Origin of the sequence: Leucothrix pacifica (assembly GCF_003172875.1) — a bacterium.
GTDB classification, from domain to species: Bacteria; Pseudomonadota; Gammaproteobacteria; order Thiotrichales; family Thiotrichaceae; genus Leucothrix; species Leucothrix pacifica.
The window spans coordinates 12,713-31,182 of sequence record NZ_QGKM01000027.1 but is presented as its reverse complement, the minus strand read 5'-3'; the positions used below and the strand labels follow the sequence as shown (position 1 = coordinate 31,182).

16 protein-coding genes and 1 other RNA gene are annotated in these 18,470 nt (G+C 45.8%); 3 read left to right on the top strand and 14 right to left on the bottom strand.

Translation table 11 applies throughout. The annotated features are described in order from the left end of the window. Positions 1–61 precede the first annotated feature (61 nt). Positions 62–964, top strand: a complete 903-nt coding sequence (gene prmB, locus DKW60_RS10755) for a 50S ribosomal protein L3 N(5)-glutamine methyltransferase (RefSeq protein ID WP_109837659.1) — start codon at positions 62–64, stop codon at positions 962–964. 33 nt (positions 965–997) lie between these two features. Here the strand turns inward: prmB and lnt are convergent, their stop codons facing one another. The 11 genes from lnt to miaB form a co-directional block, all read right to left on the bottom strand. Beyond that, the gene (lnt, locus tag DKW60_RS10750) at positions 998–2,575 is read right to left on the bottom strand and encodes an apolipoprotein N-acyltransferase (RefSeq protein ID WP_109837658.1); all 1,578 of its coding nucleotides are present in this window, start codon (positions 2,573–2,575) and stop codon (positions 998–1,000) included. Positions 2,576–2,587: 12 nt separating this feature from the next. Next, positions 2,588–3,430, bottom strand: a complete 843-nt coding sequence (locus DKW60_RS10745) for a CorC family transporter (RefSeq protein WP_109837657.1) — start codon at positions 3,428–3,430, stop codon at positions 2,588–2,590. Further along, positions 3,411–3,887, bottom strand: a complete 477-nt coding sequence (gene ybeY / locus DKW60_RS10740; RefSeq protein WP_109837656.1) for an rRNA maturation RNase YbeY — start codon at positions 3,885–3,887, stop codon at positions 3,411–3,413. The genes DKW60_RS10745 and ybeY overlap by 20 nt, the downstream gene beginning before the upstream one ends. Then, positions 3,887–4,783, bottom strand: coding sequence for a PhoH family protein (locus tag DKW60_RS10735; protein WP_219988718.1), 897 nt, complete (start codon positions 4,781–4,783; stop codon positions 3,887–3,889). The genes ybeY and DKW60_RS10735 overlap by 1 nt, the downstream gene beginning before the upstream one ends. Positions 4,784–5,054: 271 nt before the next feature. Further along, positions 5,055–6,278, bottom strand: coding sequence for an NADH:ubiquinone reductase (Na(+)-transporting) subunit F (gene nqrF, locus DKW60_RS10730; protein ID WP_109837654.1), 1,224 nt, complete (start codon positions 6,276–6,278; stop codon positions 5,055–5,057). A gap of 12 nt (positions 6,279–6,290) precedes the next feature. Further along, complete coding sequence (nqrE, locus tag DKW60_RS10725; RefSeq protein ID WP_109837653.1) at positions 6,291–6,887, bottom strand: NADH:ubiquinone reductase (Na(+)-transporting) subunit E; 597 nt, start codon at positions 6,885–6,887, stop codon at positions 6,291–6,293. Beyond that, entirely contained in the window at positions 6,887–7,564 is a 678-nt protein-coding gene (locus DKW60_RS10720) for an NADH:ubiquinone reductase (Na(+)-transporting) subunit D (protein WP_109837652.1), read from the bottom strand. The genes nqrE and DKW60_RS10720 overlap by 1 nt, the downstream gene beginning before the upstream one ends. Further along, on the bottom strand, positions 7,561–8,370 hold the full coding sequence (locus DKW60_RS10715; protein WP_342767117.1) for a Na(+)-translocating NADH-quinone reductase subunit C: 810 nt from the start codon (positions 8,368–8,370) through the stop codon (positions 7,561–7,563). Before DKW60_RS10715 ends, DKW60_RS10720 begins: the two co-directional genes overlap by 4 nt. Continuing rightward, complete coding sequence (locus DKW60_RS10710) at positions 8,367–9,599, bottom strand: NADH:ubiquinone reductase (Na(+)-transporting) subunit B (RefSeq protein WP_109837651.1); 1,233 nt, start codon at positions 9,597–9,599, stop codon at positions 8,367–8,369. Before DKW60_RS10710 ends, DKW60_RS10715 begins: the two co-directional genes overlap by 4 nt. Next, positions 9,599–10,954, bottom strand: coding sequence for a Na(+)-translocating NADH-quinone reductase subunit A (locus DKW60_RS10705; protein WP_109837650.1), 1,356 nt, complete (start codon positions 10,952–10,954; stop codon positions 9,599–9,601). The genes DKW60_RS10710 and DKW60_RS10705 overlap by 1 nt, the downstream gene beginning before the upstream one ends. Positions 10,955–10,978: 24 nt before the next feature. Beyond that, positions 10,979–12,367, bottom strand: coding sequence for a tRNA (N6-isopentenyl adenosine(37)-C2)-methylthiotransferase MiaB (miaB, locus tag DKW60_RS10700; RefSeq protein ID WP_109837649.1), 1,389 nt, complete (start codon positions 12,365–12,367; stop codon positions 10,979–10,981). 161 nt (positions 12,368–12,528) lie between these two features. On the opposite strand from miaB, the gene DKW60_RS10695 reads away from it, so the two are divergent. Further along, positions 12,529–13,365: an SH3 domain-containing protein gene (locus tag DKW60_RS10695; RefSeq protein WP_109837648.1), complete on the top strand. Its 837-nt coding sequence runs from the start codon at positions 12,529–12,531 to the stop codon at positions 13,363–13,365. 85 nt (positions 13,366–13,450) lie between these two features. Here DKW60_RS10695 and ssrA read toward each other — a convergent pair. Both ssrA and DKW60_RS10685 read right to left on the bottom strand, forming a co-directional pair. Continuing rightward, positions 13,451–13,806: a transfer-messenger RNA gene (gene ssrA, locus DKW60_RS10690) on the bottom strand. Between the two features lie 85 nt (positions 13,807–13,891). Continuing rightward, the gene (locus DKW60_RS10685) at positions 13,892–14,848 is read right to left on the bottom strand and encodes a helix-turn-helix domain-containing protein (RefSeq protein ID WP_181389654.1); all 957 of its coding nucleotides are present in this window, start codon (positions 14,846–14,848) and stop codon (positions 13,892–13,894) included. 537 nt (positions 14,849–15,385) lie between these two features. Here DKW60_RS10685 and DKW60_RS10680 point away from each other — a divergent pair. Further along, positions 15,386–17,233 carry a DEAD/DEAH box helicase gene (locus tag DKW60_RS10680; RefSeq protein WP_109837646.1) on the top strand — a complete coding sequence of 616 codons (1,848 nt, stop codon included), beginning with the start codon at positions 15,386–15,388 and terminating at the stop codon, positions 17,231–17,233. A 238-nt stretch (positions 17,234–17,471) separates the two neighbouring features. Here DKW60_RS10680 and cmoB read toward each other — a convergent pair whose 3' ends face one another. Then, positions 17,472–18,467, bottom strand: coding sequence for a tRNA 5-methoxyuridine(34)/uridine 5-oxyacetic acid(34) synthase CmoB (cmoB, locus tag DKW60_RS10675; RefSeq protein WP_219988716.1), 996 nt, complete (start codon positions 18,465–18,467; stop codon positions 17,472–17,474). Positions 18,468–18,470 lie beyond the last annotated feature (3 nt).

Sequence of the window (18,470 nt, the reverse complement as noted above, 5' to 3'; positions counted from 1 at the left end):
TGGCTTTTCAGAAGCCATAAATTAGGCGATGATACGCGATTCAGTAACAGGAAAACAGCGCATGCAAGCCTTCAGCGAATTTCAGCAACTTAACACCGTAAAAGATATGATTCGCTGGTCTGCCAGTCGATTTAGCGAGGCTGAACTTGACTTTGGTCACGGCATGTCATCTGCGATTGATGAAGCGGTTTATTTGGTACTGAGAGGCCTGCACTTACCTGTCGACACACCTTCTGTCTATTGGGATGGGCTTGTGACGGAAGCCGAGAAGCAACATATTTACGCCATGCTGGCACGCCGTGTCGATGAACGCATCCCTGCCGCTTATATCACCCAGGAAGGCTGGTTTGCCGGATTGCCATTTTTTGTGGATGAACGTGTTTTAGTCCCCCGCTCACCTATTGCAGAGTTAGTAGAAACTCAATTTGCGCCGTGGGTTGACCCTGAAGACGTTGATAGCATTCTGGATCTATGCACAGGTAGTGGCTGTATTGGTATTGCAAGCGCCTACGCTTTTCCGGGATCTAATGTGGATCTTGTCGATATTTCAGAGGAAGCACTGGAAGTTGCAGCAATCAATATCGAACGACATGATGCAGGCTCTCAGGTTCACACCATTGCTTCAGATGGCTTTAAAAGCCTCAGCGGTCGTACCTACGATATTATCGTAAGTAACCCACCTTATGTTGATCAGGAAGACATGGACGCGCTCAGCGCTGAATTTAAGCATGAGCCGGAATTGGGGCTCAGCTCTGGTGCAGATGGCCTGAATCTGACACGTCACATTCTTGAGGAAGCAGCGAAACACCTTAACGATAACGGTATCTTAGTGGTCGAAGTTGGCAACAGTCAGTACGCCCTACAAGCCGCATTTCCTGACGTGCCATTCCAATGGTTAGAGTTTGAACGTGGTGGTGATGGCATTTTTCTGCTGACCAAAGAACAGCTGGAAATTCATTTTTAAACTACAGAACTACAGAACTACAGAACTACAGAACTACAGAATATTTCGGTTTTTTCTGGACACTGCAAACAATATGAGAAGGAGTAGTGAACTTAGGATAACAACTAAGTAATTGCCAAACTTCACATACGGTGTACTTCCGGATAAGACCATCATTTCACCACTAACGACGCCCTGCTCATAAGCAGGTATGGTATTGATAACCTTACCACGATGATCCACGATTCCAGAAACGCCTGTGTTGGTGGCGCGTAGCAAATAACGCCCCGCTTCCAACGCACGGAAACGAGCAATTTGCATATGCTGATAGGGTTGTAGCGATCCGCTGAACCAACCGTCGTTGGTGATATTGATCAGATAGTCAGCTTCCGGCAGATCATCAATAATCTCTTCACCAAACGCATCTTCATAACAAATACTCATCTGGGCACGATGCTTGCCAATCGTTAGTAAACCGTCTTCTCCACCACTCGATAGATTGTCATAGGGAATATTCATCCACTTATCCAGCCAGCGGAGATATTTGAGCAAAGGGATATACTCACCTAAGGGCACTAAGTGGCGCTTTGAGTATATGTCGACTTCATCAACATCATCGCCCAACACGATCGCGCTGTTTTTAAATTGCCCCGACTCTGTCTCATGAAAACCACCCACAACAAGATTGGTATTGGTCTCAATTGACTCTTGATACATAGGCGCTAACACAAAGTCATTAAACTCGGCAAAGCGTCCCGGAATTGCCGTCTCAGGCCAGACAATAAGATCACTGTCCCAGTGTTTGCGAGTCATTGACATATATCGTTCAACCGATGGCACACGCTGCTCCGGTAACCACTTTTGATCCTGAGCAATATTTGCCTGAATCAAACTAACCTTAAGGTTATCACCGGTTGGAACAACCCAGTGCTTAAGCGAAAGTAGCCATGCTCCTGCCACCAAAGCAAGGACAACCGCAGCAGCTATGCCTCGACTCCAGTGTGACAGAGGCTCAGAAACACGCACATAGTTTGCAGCCGGTAGATTAACTTGGTGATAGCGTTCGGAATTTTGGCCTGCAATTGTCGTCACTAAAGCGCCTGCGATGATTGCAGTAACCCAGCTGACTAATAAGCTACCACCAACGGGTGCATAATGCGCAAACCAAGTGTCGATCTGGGAGTGGCCCAAATACAACCAAGGAAAACCGGTAAATAACCACCCTCGACACCACTCGACAAACACCCACGCAGCTGGATAAATAACTAATAACCGTGAAATAACAAGACACTTATTAAAGAACGATACGATGAATCCAAAAAATGCAATTTGTAACGCAAGACCCAGTACAAACAGGAACGTCAGAAAAGCAGCAAGCGCCAAAGGCGCTTGCGCAAAACTGTACATACTCTGGAACACCCATGAAGCACCAGCACCAAATAGACCAACTCCAAATGCCCAGCCGAGCTTCACGCTTTGGGAACGTCGATTGCTACGTAATAATAGAAAAAAAAGAATCGCCGGTGAGATGTATGCAATTGGAAACAAACCTACGGGGGCAAGCGATAAAACTAGTGATGCTCCCGCTAGTAGAGAGTATAGGTAGTTAAGCTTCCTAAAAGCATACTGCATATGATTGAATCCTTAAGCTGCCTCAGCAGTTTGCACCTCTAACAACTGAATACGACGACTATCCGAGCGTAATACCCGAAATTTGATTTCCTCAATCATCAACTCATCATGCTGCTTTGGTATCTTGCCAAACTCATTGGTAACGACGCCACCTACTGTGTCGAATGCTGAGTCTGGTAATGATGTTTTAAAATACTGATTAAATACACTAATCTCAGTTCCCGCTAACACAGTAAAACGCCCGTCACCATGTTTACGAATATCTAATTTGTCATCGATGTGATCATGTTCATCATCTATCTCACCAACGATTTGTTCTAATACGTCTTCTATCGTCACAAGTCCGGCCGTGCCAGAATACTCATCAACGACTACCGCCATATGGTTGCGGCTTCTTCGGAAGTGAGCCAATAAACTCTCAAGCTTCTGCCCTTCCGGTACAACGATTGCAGGTCGCAAGATATCATCCATATCGAACTCATCTTCACGTCCTACATACTTCAATAAATCTTTCGCCAAAAGCACACCTTCGACATCATCCAAATTATCATCTAACACTGGATAACGTGAGTGCCCTGACTCCAGAACCCGGTTCAATATGTCATGATACTTGTCATCATGAAATACAAACTGAATATGTGATCTCGGGATCATAATATCCCGAACTTTCAGCTGATCAACCTGCAGCACACCTTCCATCATACTTAATGAGTTCGGTGCAATCACATTTTTCCGCTGAGCTGCACGTAAACGATCTACTAGCTCATCACCACTGCTTGCTGACAAATCAAACTTGCCAAGCGCCCACCGCTTCAACCAAGACGGGGGTTTTATTTTAACTGGCTTCGGTTTCATTATAAGGGTCTGGAACTCCTATTTTTCCAAGTAACTTAATTTCAAGGCTCTCCATTAGGGCAGCCTCATCTTCTTCAATATGATCATATCCCTGCAAGTGCAGGATGCCATGTACAACTAAGTGCGCCCAGTGGTGCGCTACAGATTTGCTTTGCTGCTTCGCCTCATCAGCAATGATGTCAGCACACACCACTAAATCACCCAAATAACCCGCCTCTTCATCATCCAGTACACCTTCCGGTAAGTCACTGAAGTCGCTGGGAAAGGACAAAATATTGGTTGCATAATCTTTATCACGGAATTCATGATTGAGTGTTCGCGCTTCATCAGGCCCTACTATTCGTAACACGGCTGAGCCTTGAAGTTCACCTTGATAGGCAAGCTGTGCACAGTCAACCAACCATGCAGGGTCTGGCAATGCTGCAGCACACTCATTTTGTATCTCAAGGTGAAACATCAGCTCTCATCATGATCGTTATAGGCTTCAACAATTCGCTGTACTAACGAGTGACGAACCACATCTTTAGGTTGGAAAAAGCAAAATTCAACCTCTTCAATACCCTGTAAAATATTGATGACGTGTTTGAGGCCAGATGTCTGATGCTTTGGTAAATCAATCTGTGTTACATCACCTGTGACAACTGCAGTTGAACCAAAGCCAAGACGTGTCAGGAACATCTTCATTTGCTCAACGGTTGTGTTCTGCGCCTCATCCATAATAATGAATGAGTCGTTCAGGGTGCGTCCACGCATATAAGCTAACGGTGCTACTTCAATAACCTGCTTCTCAATCAGCTTATTCACTTTTTCGAAGCCCATCATTTCAAATAACGCGTCGTACATAGGTCGTAGATAGGGATCTACTTTTTGCGACAAGTCGCCCGGTAAAAACCCCAGTTTCTCGCCCGCTTCAACGGCAGGTCTAACCAAGATAATGCGCCTGACCTCGTCGCGTTCCAATGCCTCGACCGCACAAGCTACCGCCAAGTAGGTTTTACCCGTTCCGGCAGGACCTACACCAAAGGTCAGGTCATGCGTTTGCACGCCACGAATATAGCGATTCTGATTAGGCCCACGCCCACGTATCACCCCTTTTTTGGTACGAATCGATGCTAAGCCTTTTGGCTCACTGTCATCGCTACTGGTCGATTCATGCAGGTGAAGGTGTAGAACCTCAGGACTCAGTTCTTCACTAGCCGTGAGCTGATAGAGGTGTTGAACAAGATCAACAGCACGATTTACATTCGCAGGTAAACCTGTGATCGTAAATTGTGGACCTCTGTTATTGATTTCTACGCTTAATCCCGTTTCAAGCTGCCGCAAGTGTTGGTCGAGCTGACCACATAAATTCATCAAACGCGGACTATCTGCGGGCTCCAAGTCAATACTGACCGAATGCAATTCTGCATTATCATTATTAGAATTTTTCAAAAAGTACGGATTCTCCGAAAACGTATTTATCATCGATGTTTAAACAAGCATAAAGGAAAGTACTTGCGCTTGGAAAGACTCAATTTGAATTATTAGCAGAATTCACTAAGTTTTCATACCTTTAAAATCAAAAAAGGCACTGATCAGTCACGATCAATGCCTTATCTTTACAGCATTTAAGCAAAACTTCTACTTAACCACCGAAGTCATCCAACATGATGTTGTCTTCTTCAACTCCCAGGTCATCAAGCATATCGATAACCGCAGAGTTCATCATTGGAGGACCACACATATAGAACTCACAGTCCTCTGGTGCTTCATGCGTATTCAGATAGTTCTTGTACAGAATATCGTGAATAAAACCAGTGTAGCCTGTCCAGTTATCTTCAGGCTGTGGATCTGATAAACCAAGATGCCATGTGAAGTTTTCATGCTCTTCCGCAAGCTTATCAAATTCATCCACATAAAACGCTTCACGCAGACTACGCGCACCATACCAGAAGCTGATCTTACGCTTACTGGCAAGACGACCAAGCTGATCGAAGATGTGTGAACGCATTGGCGCCATACCGGCACCACCACCAACAAACACCATTTCAGCATCGGTCTCTTTAGCAAAGAATTCACCGAACGGACCAGAGATAGTCACATCATCACCTGGCTTCAGGTTAAAGATGTACGAAGACATAATGCCCGGAGGAATATCTGTACTACCCGGAGGTGGCGAAGCAATACGGACGTTCAGCATGATAATACCTTTCTCTTCCGGATAGTTAGCCATTGAGTATGCACGAACCGTATCTTCTTTAACCTCTGAGACATTGTCCCAAACTTTAAAGCGATCCCAGTCACCACGATACTCTTCTTCGATATCAAAGTCTTTGTAGTTAGCTACGTGAGGTGGACATTCAATCTGGATATAACCACCTGCACGGAAGTCAACATTCTCACCTTCCGGTAGCTCAATCACCAATTCTTTGATGAAGGTTGCCACGTTGTGGTTAGAACGAACTTTACAGTTCCACTTCTTGATACCGAAGACTTCTTCCGGAACTTCGATCTCCATATCTTGCTTAACAGTTACCTGACAAGCCAGACGGTCACCAGCAGCTTCCTGCTTACGATTGATGTGAGCTTCTTCAACTGGTAGCAAAGACCCGCCACCATCATGAATCTGTACACGACATTGTGCGCAGGTACCACCGCCACCACAGGCTGAAGCCACGAACAAACCATTCTCAGACAGAGTACCTAGTAGCTTACCACCAACAGGGACCTTGATCTCTTTCTCGCCATTGATACGCAGTGTGACGTCGCCGTCAGGTACTAACTTAGAACGTGCGAAAAGAATGATGTAAACCAGTGCTATTACGATCAGGGTAAACAACACAATACCCAATAAAATTTCGAGTGCCATGATTGTTAATCCTTACAGTTGTACGCCGGAGAATGCCATGAAACCCATGGACATCAGACCGACTGTAATAAAGGTGATACCTAGGCCTTGCAGACCTTTAGGTACATCGCTGTACTTGAGCTTTTCACGAACACCCGCTAGTGCAACGATGGCCAACGCCCAACCGAAACCACTAGAGATACCGTACGTTAAACTCTCACCGAAAGTGTAGTCACGCTCGACCATGAACAAAGATCCACCCAGGATCGCACAGTTAACCGTAATCAGTGGCAAGAACACACCCAGCGCGTTATAGAGAGACGGTAAGTACTTATCCAGAATCATTTCCAGAATCTGTACCATCGCCGCAATAACACCGATGTAACTGATCAAACCAAGGAACGTCAGATCAACACCCTGAAGTAATGCGTTCTCTTTTAAGAATACATTCAAAATCAGGTTATTAACCGGAACGGTAATGGTCTGTACAACGGCTACTGCGATTCCCAAACCAATCGCTGTTTCAATCTTCTTGGAAAGTGCCAAAAAGGTACACATTCCAAGGAAGAAAGATAAGGCTAAGTTTTCGACGAAAACCGCTTTAATAAATAAACTTAAATAAGCTTCCATTAGTGTGACTCCCCTGCGCTATGCGAATGAGACTCGTGAATAACAAAGTCAGGCGCTTCATTTTGCTCAGGCTGATAAGTACGAATAACCCAAATCATGATGCCGATAATGAAGAATGCACTCGGTGGCAATAACAACATACCATTTGACTGGTACCAACCGCCCTCAGTAGTTAACGGTAGAATCTGGTAACCCATCAAGGAACCTGCACCGAACAACTCACGGAAGAACGCGACAACAATCAAAATTAAGCTGTAGCCCAAACCGTTACCGATACCATCCAGAAAGCTAAGACCTGGTGGATTCTTCATCGCGTAAGCTTCAGCACGCCCCATTACGATACAGTTGGTAATAATCAAACCAACAAATACCGATAACTGCTTAGCAGTGTCGTAAGCAAATGCTTTCAATAACTGATCAACCACGATTACCAAAGAAGCAATGATCGTCATCTGAACGATGATACGAATACTTCCCGGAATATGGTTACGAATCGCACTAATGGATGCGCCAGAAAACGCAGTTACTAATGTTAACGCCATCGACATCAATAACGCTGTCTTAAGCGAGGTTGTAACCGCCAGTGCTGAACAGATACCAAGAATCTGCAGCGTGATGGGATTATTACCAATCAGCGGATCTAATAAATTATGTTTTGCTTCAGGGCTCAATTTCATGACTCGCCTCCTGTTGCACGGACTTTATTAAGGTACGTCGTGAAGCCTTGCTCACCTAGCCAATAGTGCAGCATATTCTCGACACCGACACTCGTTAGCGTTGCTCCAGACAAGCCATCTACTTCATAGATTGCTGTCTTGCTAGCAGGGTCAACCGCCCCTTTAACCACATCAATCATTACCTGATTATCAGGACCATAGACCTGCTTACCAATCCACTTAGCCTTCCAGCCCGGGTTATCAACTTCACCACCAAGACCCGGTGTTTCAGCATGCTCATAGTAACCAAGACCCACGACAGTTTTCGCGTCAGCTTCAAGCGCAATGAATCCATAAAGCGTAGACCAAAGACCGTAACCTTTGATTGGTAAGATGTATGACTTAACCGCATCACCGTCTTTTACCAAGTAGACCGAAGCATACTTAGCGCGACGTTTAATACCCGCAATGTCATTGTCTGCACTGATCAGTACATTTTGTGCAGGATCATTCGATGCTTTACGTTGGTCATAAGTTGCTGCATCAACATCATCAACGTACTCACCCGTTTCAACATTGACAACGCGAGGTTCGATCTGTTTGAACAACTCATCTACTGACTTACCTTCTTCCATCAAACCAGCGATTTGCAGAATGTTACGCTTCTTATCAAAAGCTTTGTTTGCTTCTTGCATTGGCTTTAGCGCAACCGCTGCGAACGACACCAAAACAGAGCAAACTAAACAAGCTGCCAAAGCAACAAAGATTGTTTTCTGCTTGCTGTCATTAGGTAACGCCAGCATTTCATTAAACTTATCTTTAATCACGCCTGACCTCCTTGCTCAATACGCTTGGTACGTCTGCGGATATTCGCCTGAACCACAACATAATCGATCATCGGTGCGAAGATATTAGAGAATAGAATCGCCAACATGATACCTTCCGGGAACGCAGGATTGATGACACGAATCAATACTGTCATGAAACCAATCAAACAACCATAATAGAAGCGACCAGTATTTGTCATTGACGCCGACACAGGATCTGTCGCCATAAACAACATACCAAATGCGAATCCACCAACAACCAAGTGCCACCACCACGGCATGCCAAACATTGGGTTCGTGTCACTACCGATCAGATTAAATAGTGTCGCAGTCGCCATCATGCCGAAGAACACACCGAGTACGATGCGCCATGAAGCAATTTTGGTTGCCAATAAGATACCGCCACCGATAAAGATAGCCAGCGTAGAAGTCTCACCAATCGAACCAGGGATCGTACCTATAAACGCTTCCCACCAAGTGAACTGCGCCTGTACTGCTGCCATTCCATCTGCCGCTGCAATACCCAATGCTGTTGCACCGGTGTAACCATCAACCGCTGTCCACACTGCATCACCTGACATAGAAGCCGGATAAGCGAAGTACAGGAATGCACGACCAACTAGTGCTGGGTTCAGGAAGTTCTTACCGGTACCACCAAATACTTCTTTACCAATCACGATACCAAAGATGATACCTGCACCAACCATCCACAATGGAATATCTGGTGGTAGAGTTAAAGAGTAAAGGATAGATGTAACAAAGAAACCTTCGTTAACTTCGTGACCACGAATCAATGAGAACGCCGCTTCCGCAATACCACCGACGATAAACGTGGTCATGTAGATTGGAATGAAGTACGTCATACCGTGGAAGAAGTTTGCAAAGAAACTACTCGGATCATAGCCGATTCCATTCAGGAAGAAGCCACGTAGACCGTCGATGCTAGTCATACCCAGAGTTTGCATTGCTTCATTCGCTTGCAAACCTGTGTTGAAACATGCCATGAACATGATTGGGAAGGTACACATCCAAACCATACCCATTACACGCTTCAGATCCAGCGCATCACGGACGTGTGGACCACCAACCGTTTTATTTGGCGGGCTGTAGAACAGCGTGTCCACCATTTCGAACAGCACGTAGAAACGCTCGTATTTACCACCTTGGGTAAAATGAGGCTCCGCACCGTCAAGTAGCCGACGTAAGCGGCTAGGACTTGAAGAACTCATTATCCATCCCTCTCGATCATTTCCAGGCAAGCACGTAGTGCCGGACCGTATTCATATTTACCGTGACAAACAAAGGTACATAACGCCAGATCTTCTTCATCCAACTCCATGCAACCTAAGCTCTTAGCCGTTTCTGTATCACGAACCAATAAAGCACGCAGTAACTGAGTCGGCAGAATATCCAGAGGCATCACTTCTTCGAAGTTACCGATCGGAACCATTGCACGAGGAGAGCCATTCTGAGTACTGCTCATTGGGAACAGCTTGCCTTTAGCACGATTCACTGAATTGAAGAAAACATTCATTACAGAGAACTGATTTAAGGTCGGGTTTACCCAGTGCAATAATTGACGAGGCTCACCTTCAGGAATCACTGATACCTGTAAGCTGTAGCGACCAAGGTAAGCACTCCAACCTGCTGCGCGGAAGCCACCCAGAACAGAACCAGAGATAACACGCACGTCGCCTGAATCGATCTCACCTTCAACGATCTCAGAAGTACAAGCTCCCATACGAACACGAAGTAGACGAGGGTTCTTAACTGAAGGACCAGCCAGAGAGATAACACGATCAACACAGCGCTTACCGCTGGTAAACAGGCTTCCCAGAGCGATAACATCCTGATAGTTCATGTGCCACATTTCACGATCAATACCCGCAGGCTCAATCATGTGCATATGTGTACCAACTAAACCAGCCGGGTGAACACCTGAAAACTCACGGTAAAGCACGTTGCGATAAGACGTCTGAGGGATTGACTTACCCGCCTCATGACACACGTAAACGTGGCCTTTAGTCAGCTTTGACAGCAGCGTCAAACCATTCTGGAAGTCTTCAGCACGCTCATTGACGATAATGCTTGGATCTGCCGCAAGCGGGCTGGTATCCATAGCGTTAACATAAATATGAACGGGCTCAGCATCTGCCAGAGGGACCTTGCTGTTAGGACGCGTACGGAACGCAGTCCATGCACCGGACTCCTGCATGTTACGGCGAATGTCGCTGGCATCCAGCTCATCCAACTGATCCGCATCGTACTTCGGAGAATTAATCGACTCTTCACTGTCATCAAGATCAATAATAATCGACTGCAATACACGCTTTGCACCCCGATTAATCGCTGAAATAGTACCAGCGCCCGGTGAAGTGTAATTCACACCAGGATTTTTCTTATCAGTAAAAAGTGTTTGGCCAATCTTAACCTTATCGCCTACCTTCACTTGCATTGAAGGGCGTAGACCATGGAAGTCCCGCCCTAGTAATGCGACTTTAGTAATAGTAGGTGATACTGAATCGATCGACTGTATGGGACGACCCGAAATCGGGACATCCAAGCCAGTTTCAATCTTCATCATACTTCTTCACTCAATTTTAAAAGCTTATTCGGCTGACACAAGTGCCAGGCCTTCTTCGAGAGGAACCATCTCACGGTTGTCATTCTCAACCGCAACGATTTCTCCTTTCAGGGAATTTCTAAATGCGTCAGTGATTTTCACATCCACAAACCGACCGATTAGCCGTGGATGTGCTACAAAAGTCACCGAACGATTGTTTTCTGTTTTACCGGACAACTCGCCCTCATCTTTGTGAGAAACCTTATCCACGAGCAGACGTTGTACAGTACCTAACATGGAACGGCTAATCTCTGTCGCCATTTCATTGATACGCTGTTGCAGTCTCTGTAAACGCTCTTTCTTAACCTCCATCGGCACATCATCTTGTAACGATGCCGCCGGCGTTCCTGGACGCTGGCTGTAAATAAAACTAAAACTATGGTCGTAACCAATGTCTTCGATCAATTTCATCGTATCTTCAAAGTCCTGATCGGTTTCGCCCGGGAAACCGATAATAAAGTCCGAAGACAAACTAATATTTGGACGAATTTCACGCAACTTACGAATCTTAGACTTGTATTCAATCGCCATATGCCCTCGCTTCATTGCTGCGAGAATACGGTCCGATCCACTTTGAACAGGTAGGTGTAAGTGATCTACAAGCTCAGGCACTTCGCCGTATACTTTGATTAAGCTCTCACTGAACTCTACCGGATGGGAGGTAGTATATCTAATTCGGTCTATGCCGTCGATTTGTGCTACATAAGTAATGAGCATGGCAAGATCGGCTGTGTCACCCGTGTGCATCGGGCCACGATAGGCATTTACATTCTGACCTAACAGATTCACTTCGCGAACACCCTGCTCTGCCAGCTGCACCACTTCGGCAATAATATCGTCAAACGGCCGGGAGATCTCTTCACCACGCGTATAGGGAACCACACAGAATGTGCAGTATTTGCTACAACCTTCCATGATCGACACGAATGCACTCGCTCCGTCAGCCTTCGGCTCAGGCAAGCGATCGAATTTTTCAATCTCCGGAAACGAAATATCCATTGCTGTTTTTTGGGTTGTCTTAGCCTGCTCAATCAGCTCTGGAAGACGGTGGAGAGTTTGTGGCCCAAAAATGACATCGACGACTGGTGAGCGTTTTCTTAGATTATCGCCCTCCTGACTAGCGACACAACCACCGACACCAACAATCACACCTGGCTTCTTTTCTTTGATTTTGCGCCAGCGCCCAAGCTGGGAATAGACTTTATCTTCTGCTTTTTCTCGAATCGAGCACGTGTTCAGCAGTAGGACATCCGCCTGTTCCGGGTCGTCTGTTAACTCAAGCCCATCTGCTTCGTTCATGACTTCCGCCATTTTTGCGGAATCGTACTCGTTCATTTGACAACCGTGTGTCTGTACGAAGATTTTGCCGGACATATTTTAGACCTAGTTTAGCGTGAACAACAATTTAGCCGGCGCATTATCTCGGATTGTGTCTACCTTGTAAATAAATGGAATGCAATAGCCTGCATTGATATCTTGTAATTCGTAATGCTCGGGAGTATCCTATTGAAAACTAAACAATAAGAAAAATAACCATGAAAACACTAACAACAAAGCTAATTGGGGCAGCTTTATTATTAGGCGCCTCCACCTCTCTTGCGATTGCCAACACCTTTTCAGTCACTAATATTCCCGCTGGTGGTTCTCTGACCTTACGAGCATGGCCGAGCACGATATCAAGACCATTGAGTAACATCCCTTTTGATGCCACAAAGATTGAAGCTACCGGTAAGACAATTCTATTAGATACCGTAAACTGGCTTCAGATAGCGTACGGAGACAATACTGGTTGGGTCGAAGCAAGCTATTTAAAGAAGACTGCCCCACAGGCACAGGCACCTCAAGTTTCCATTCAAGCTGATACGATTGGTCAAGAACGAAATAGCGCTGTTATCAATAAAGCAGAGTTTTTCTCATATGGTGAAACAAAAACACCAACAACCAAGCCTACTCCAACAGCTCCCCCCACGACACTTGACCCGAACGCTGACATCATTGCTAACAATATTAAATATCCCTGGAATATCGCTGCCGACTCGATCTACAACGATCCCAAGACAAAAACGCATCCACGCCCTATTCAAACGACAATTGCTGATGCGGAGCGATTAGAAGCTCAAAACAGTGTGGCAACAACAACGACAACGGTAGAGACTCAACCTCAGACAAATACGACTACGGCCACTCTGCCGATAGCGCAGACTCAAACTGTAGCAGCGGCAACTCCTATTGCAACACCTACCGTTACACAGCCTACTCCCGTTATTATAGATCAAGCAGAACAATCAAATGATTATAGATTTGAATACATCAGCGGGAATCGCTACGAACATATAGAGACTGCTGCCACAGCAGGTTTTATGCCTAACTAAGCAAAGAAACCTTAATGTAACAGACACAAAAAAGCCCTTGGAACTAGTGTTTCAAGGGCTTTTTGTTTGTACAAACCAGAGTAAGTGGTGGAGACGGCGGGAATCGAACCCGCGTCCGCAAATCCGCTGCCTGAAGGCGCTACATGCTTAGATCCGTCATTAATTTAGCAAACACAATCTCGACGGGCAGAGAAGGTATCCGCGATTCCGGTTAGGTTTTAACGCTTCGGCCCCGAACAGTCCTCCACGCGATACCGCATAAATGATTCCCAGTAAGCACCTGCGGGCGAACGCTAGTGGGAATTTAGCAGGCTTATTAAGCCGCTAAAGCGTAGTTGTCGTCGTTGGCAACTAAAAGTTCACAGCTTGAATTAAAGTGGTCACTGCATCCACTGCATGCTCCCCAGGTTTTGTAATCCACGTCGAAGCCAAGTCGCCCCCAAATGAATACTTACTGGTGAATCGCACAGTCTAACGGATCATCATGACCCTGTATATGACTGTGTGATTTTTTCTCCTGACGATATTACTGCGAGAACTTAGCGCGGTAACGTGTAGGAGACAAACCTAACAGACGAGTAAAGTGATGACGCAAGTTCATACCCGTCTGGAAGCCTGTTGAAGAGGCAATCTCTTCGACACTGTAATTTGTTGTCTCAAGAAAATCCTGTGCAAGATTAATGCGCTGGTGAATCAACCACTCTTTAGGACTCTTTCCGACGGTAGAACGGAACTGACGGTCGAAGCTGCGACGAGATAAGCACGCCTGCTCAGCCATTTCAGTGACATTCAATGGCTTATCAAGATTTTCCAATACCCAGTTAATTGTCTCATGTAGACGGCCATGCTGTTGACGCAAGGTACGCTCAACAAACTGAGACTGGCTTCCGTCGCGATGCGAGGAAACGACTAAATCCTTAGCCACAACGTTAGTGCGATGTGCACCGTAGTCCTGACGAATCATGTGTAGACCGATGTCAATCGCACCAGTATGGCCCGATGAAGAGTGCATACGATTTTCACCGGTATATAAAACGTTATCCTGGAAGTTCACTTTTGGGAACATCTCAGTGAATGATTTTGCCAACGACCAATGTGTCGTTGCTTTTTTGCCGTCAAGCAGGCCAGTCGCAGCCAGTGCGAATACACCCATACCCAGCGCGACGATTCGACCACCGCGCTGATGCATCTCTAGCATTGCGTCGATCAAATGCTCTGGTGGTTTAACATCGATGCCAGTCCAGCCCGGAATGATCATCATGTCATAGTCAGTTAAATCATCAACTAGCTTGTCGGCCTGGACCTTCACACCACCGGTAGAACTCACAGGATCAGCTGTTAAGCCCAAAACGTCTGTTTGATACCATGCTTCCAACTCAGGTCTTGGTGTTGCGAACAGCTCCACAGCACAACCGAATTCAAAACTATCCAGATTTTCGTATGTTAATATCGCCACTTTTGGCGATGCAGTGAATTTATTCATAATTTTCCATTCTTCAATATGATTGTTTAACGATAGGTCACTACGTTTTCTTACTGCCATTTTTGCCATCAACGAACGCTATAATGGCAGATTATCAATGCTTTCTAGCAAAAGTATATCAATCAAGCTTAATAGAAACTTAATTTAATATACTCTTCTTCAAACTATTATCCAAGAAAACCAGACACTAATTATGAAAATAAGAACGCTACGACAAAATTAAGCAACACAAGTGCATCACTTTAAACCAGTACTACAACGATATTCAGTAATCAATGAGTACCAAACGGTTCAATTAAGTAGTAAATAAATTGACCCAGCCCGAGTGGCTGCCAATAATACTTACTATTTAAGCACATTAAACGACCTAAATCAGACAATATCAATAACTAATTAGATATTTACGTTTACTTTACACCTTAAAGGGCCACTACGAACGAAAGAATCGTTGATTGAACCTCAAATATTTCCCACATCATGCGCTAAACTAGCGTAGAATCGGCAACCTTAAACATTTCTAGTGATTCAAACCCCGCAATGTCTGACCAAAAAACGCCACCATTCTCAGAACTTGGCCTTTCTGAAGCTATCTTATCGGCAATTGATTATGAATTTCCGTCACCCATTCAAGCCGAAAGTATCCCTCCCTTATTAGAAGGCCGCGACTTACTCGGACAGGCCCAAACAGGTACTGGTAAAACGGCTGCATTCTCGTTACCGCTACTGTCAAAAATTGACCTAAGCCAGTCTAAGCCACAAATTTTAGTGCTTACACCGACTCGTGAGTTAGCGATCCAGGTTGCGGAGGCAATGCAGTCATACTCAAAGAACCTACCGGGCTTCCACATTTTACCCATATATGGTGGGCAGAGCATCGGTATTCAACTAAAACAACTAAAACGTAATGTTCACGTTATTGTTGGAACACCTGGCCGTGTAATCGATCACATCAAAAGAGGTACGCTGAAACTTGACCAGCTGAAAACGCTTGTTATGGATGAGGCCGACGAAATGTTGAGAATGGGCTTTGTGGATGATGTCGAAACGATCCTTCAGGCCACTCCGGAAAACAAGCAAGTAGTGCTATTTTCCGCCACTATGCCGCCTGCTATTAAGAAGCTCACACAGCGCTATTTAAAAGATCCGGCTGACATACGAATCAAAAGTAAAACAGCGACTGTACCGACTATTCGCCAGCGTTATTGGCAGGGTAAGACCATTCACAAACTGGATGCACTGACCCGTATTTTTGAGGCCGAACCTTTCGACGGCATCATCATATTTGTGCGCACTAAATCTATGACTCACGAGCTGTCAGAGAAGCTGGAAGCCCGCGGTTATGCGACCACTGCACTGAATGGTGATATCAAACAAGAGCAACGTGAAAAGACCATTGAGCAGTTTCGCCGCGGCAGAATTGATATCATGATTGCAACGGATGTGGTCGCCCGCGGCTTAGACGTTGAACGTATCAGTCATGTTATAAACTACGACATGCCGCACGATACGGAATCCTATATTCACCGAATTGGTCGTACGGGGCGTGCTGGCCGTGAAGGTACAGCAATCCTGTTTATCCCTCCTCGTGGTCAGCGCATGCTGCAGAGTATTGAGCGCGCAACAGGACAAAAGATTTTACCGTTTGAGCTGCCAACGGCGGAGTCAATCAGTGAAACCAGAATCAGCAAATTCAAGCAACAAATTCAAACCATCGTATTGCAGCAGGATCTCGACTTCTTAGAAAAGGTGGTTGTTGACTTCGCAAATGAAGGTGACCTGAGTCTGGAACAAATTGCTGCCAGTCTTGCTTATTTGGCACAAAAAGACCGCCCCTTATCTGCAAAGCAATTAGACATTCCTAATTTCAGCGAGCGAGATTCAAAGCGAGACAGTCGCAGAGATAATGATTTTGAAAAACCTCGCAGAAGTCGTGAGCGCTCTGAAAAGCCAGCAGACACAAAACGCCGCCCACGTCGCGAGCGTGATGAAGGCGTGGAAACACCGGATATGGTGACTTACCGCTTAGAAGTGGGTAGTGATCACGGTGCAGAAGCAAAGCACATCGTTGGTGCCATTGCTAATGAAGCCGGCGTTGATAGCGCCTTTATTCGCAACCTGAAGATTGAAGGCGAATACAGTACGGTAGAGCTGCCTGATGGCATGCCCAAGCCCATTCACAAACACTTATATAAGCTGTGGATTCAGGGACAACAAATGAAGCTTCGTCAGCTGACGCCAAAAGGAGACGGCTCATTTGATTCTGAGACTGGAAACTCGCCTAAAAAGTCACATAGTCGCACGGATGCACCGAAAAAGCGTAAACCCTCCGCACCTAAAAGTGGTGGTGGCGAACAGCGCCCACGCAAAAAGAAAAAGAAGTCATAAGCGCGTCATTTAACCGTTAGCGCCGATTAAAAAAAGGGCGAGACACTTAAACGGTGTTCTCGCCCTTTTTTGATTCTGTGATTTGAAGTGGCGTAAGTTACAAGACTAAAAACAATTCCAAGCAATCTCCACGCCTAGCTATGACTTAATACCGCAATACGCAATACGCAATACGCAATACGCAATACTACAAATAATAGTCCATGCACTTAGCTACAAGGTTTTACTCAATACAACCCTATGGCACTTCACAAATAATAGTTGCTCGTCGTGGTGCCGGATAACCTTCAATCGTTTTACTGTGGTCTGCAGGATCAAGGAAGTCTTCCAGCGATTCAAAGTTCATCCAGTCCGTCGCTCGCTGCTCCTCTAGCGAAGTCACGCATTCATCAACGATCCTGCAATTCACAAAGCCCACCCGCTCCAACAGGCGAATCAAGAACGGTGTCGATGCAACGAACCAGACGTTACGCATCTTTGCATAACGATCCTCAGGAACCAGTGTTGTCTGCTCGTCACCCTCTATCACAAGCGTCTCCAGCACTAACTCACCGCCACGCCGCAAAAAGCTACGTAACTCTTGCAGATGAGTGACTGGTGAAGCACGGTGATATAACACGCCCATTGAAAACACGGTATCAAATCCAATGCCTTTATACTCACGCGTAAACGCCGGTAATTGCTCACTCTTCATTGGTAGCAGGTGTACTGGTAAGTCACTACCTGCGTACTGCTTAATCGCTCTAAACTGCGCTAAAAAGAACTGGCTAGGGTCCGCCCCAATCACAAGATCAGCGCCTTCACCCAGCATGCGCCACATGTGATAACCGTTACCACAGCCTACATCCAGAATAGTCCGACCTTTTAACGGTGATAAATGAGGCTGAATACGGTCCCACTTAAAGTCAGAACGCCATTCCGTGTTGATGTGGATACCAAACAGTTCATAAGGCCCTTTGCGCCAAGGGATTATCGTGCGTAGCTGTTGTTCCAGCACCTCAGCATCAGCCGTATCAATATCTTCAGCACAACCTATCCTCACCCGACCAGTATTAAAATCAACGCTGCCAGGCTGCGGTTTCGGCATATCGTGAATGAGCTGAACCCAGTCCGCCAAAAAGCCATGCGTCTTTTCTTTAAAGACCTGTTCAATTTGATCCGGCAGATCATCCAACCAAGGCGCTAGCTCTGACTCCTTCAGATCACGGTAAAGCGTATCAAATTCAAACATCATGAG

What these genes read in the sequence shown, in the direction of transcription:
- DKW60_RS10680 (WP_109837646.1), top strand. Translation starts at nt 15,386, where the DNA reads ATGTCTGACCAAAAAACGCCACCATTCTCAGAACTTGGCCTTTCTGAA.
- DKW60_RS10720 (WP_109837652.1), bottom strand. Translation starts at nt 7,564, where the DNA reads ATGAAATTGAGCCCTGAAGCAAAACATAATTTATTAGATCCGCTGATT.
- lnt (WP_109837658.1), bottom strand. Translation starts at nt 2,575, where the DNA reads ATGCAGTATGCTTTTAGGAAGCTTAACTACCTATACTCTCTACTAGCG.
- nqrE (WP_109837653.1), bottom strand. Translation starts at nt 6,887, where the DNA reads ATGGAAGCTTATTTAAGTTTATTTATTAAAGCGGTTTTCGTCGAAAAC.
- DKW60_RS10685 (WP_181389654.1), bottom strand. Translation starts at nt 14,848, where the DNA reads ATGAATAAATTCACTGCATCGCCAAAAGTGGCGATATTAACATACGAA.
- DKW60_RS10710 (WP_109837651.1), bottom strand. Translation starts at nt 9,599, where the DNA reads ATGAGTTCTTCAAGTCCTAGCCGCTTACGTCGGCTACTTGACGGTGCG.
- prmB (WP_109837659.1), top strand. Translation starts at nt 62, where the DNA reads ATGCAAGCCTTCAGCGAATTTCAGCAACTTAACACCGTAAAAGATATG.
- cmoB (WP_219988716.1), bottom strand. Translation starts at nt 18,467, where the DNA reads ATGATGTTTGAATTTGATACGCTTTACCGTGATCTGAAGGAGTCAGAG.
- DKW60_RS10735 (WP_219988718.1), bottom strand. Translation starts at nt 4,783, where the DNA reads ATGAATTTATGTGGTCAGCTCGACCAACACTTGCGGCAGCTTGAAACG.
- nqrF (WP_109837654.1), bottom strand. Translation starts at nt 6,278, where the DNA reads ATGGCACTCGAAATTTTATTGGGTATTGTGTTGTTTACCCTGATCGTA.
- DKW60_RS10695 (WP_109837648.1), top strand. Translation starts at nt 12,529, where the DNA reads ATGAAAACACTAACAACAAAGCTAATTGGGGCAGCTTTATTATTAGGC.
- miaB (WP_109837649.1), bottom strand. Translation starts at nt 12,367, where the DNA reads ATGTCCGGCAAAATCTTCGTACAGACACACGGTTGTCAAATGAACGAG.
- DKW60_RS10745 (WP_109837657.1), bottom strand. Translation starts at nt 3,430, where the DNA reads ATGAAACCGAAGCCAGTTAAAATAAAACCCCCGTCTTGGTTGAAGCGG.
- ybeY (WP_109837656.1), bottom strand. Translation starts at nt 3,887, where the DNA reads ATGTTTCACCTTGAGATACAAAATGAGTGTGCTGCAGCATTGCCAGAC.
- DKW60_RS10705 (WP_109837650.1), bottom strand. Translation starts at nt 10,954, where the DNA reads ATGATGAAGATTGAAACTGGCTTGGATGTCCCGATTTCGGGTCGTCCC.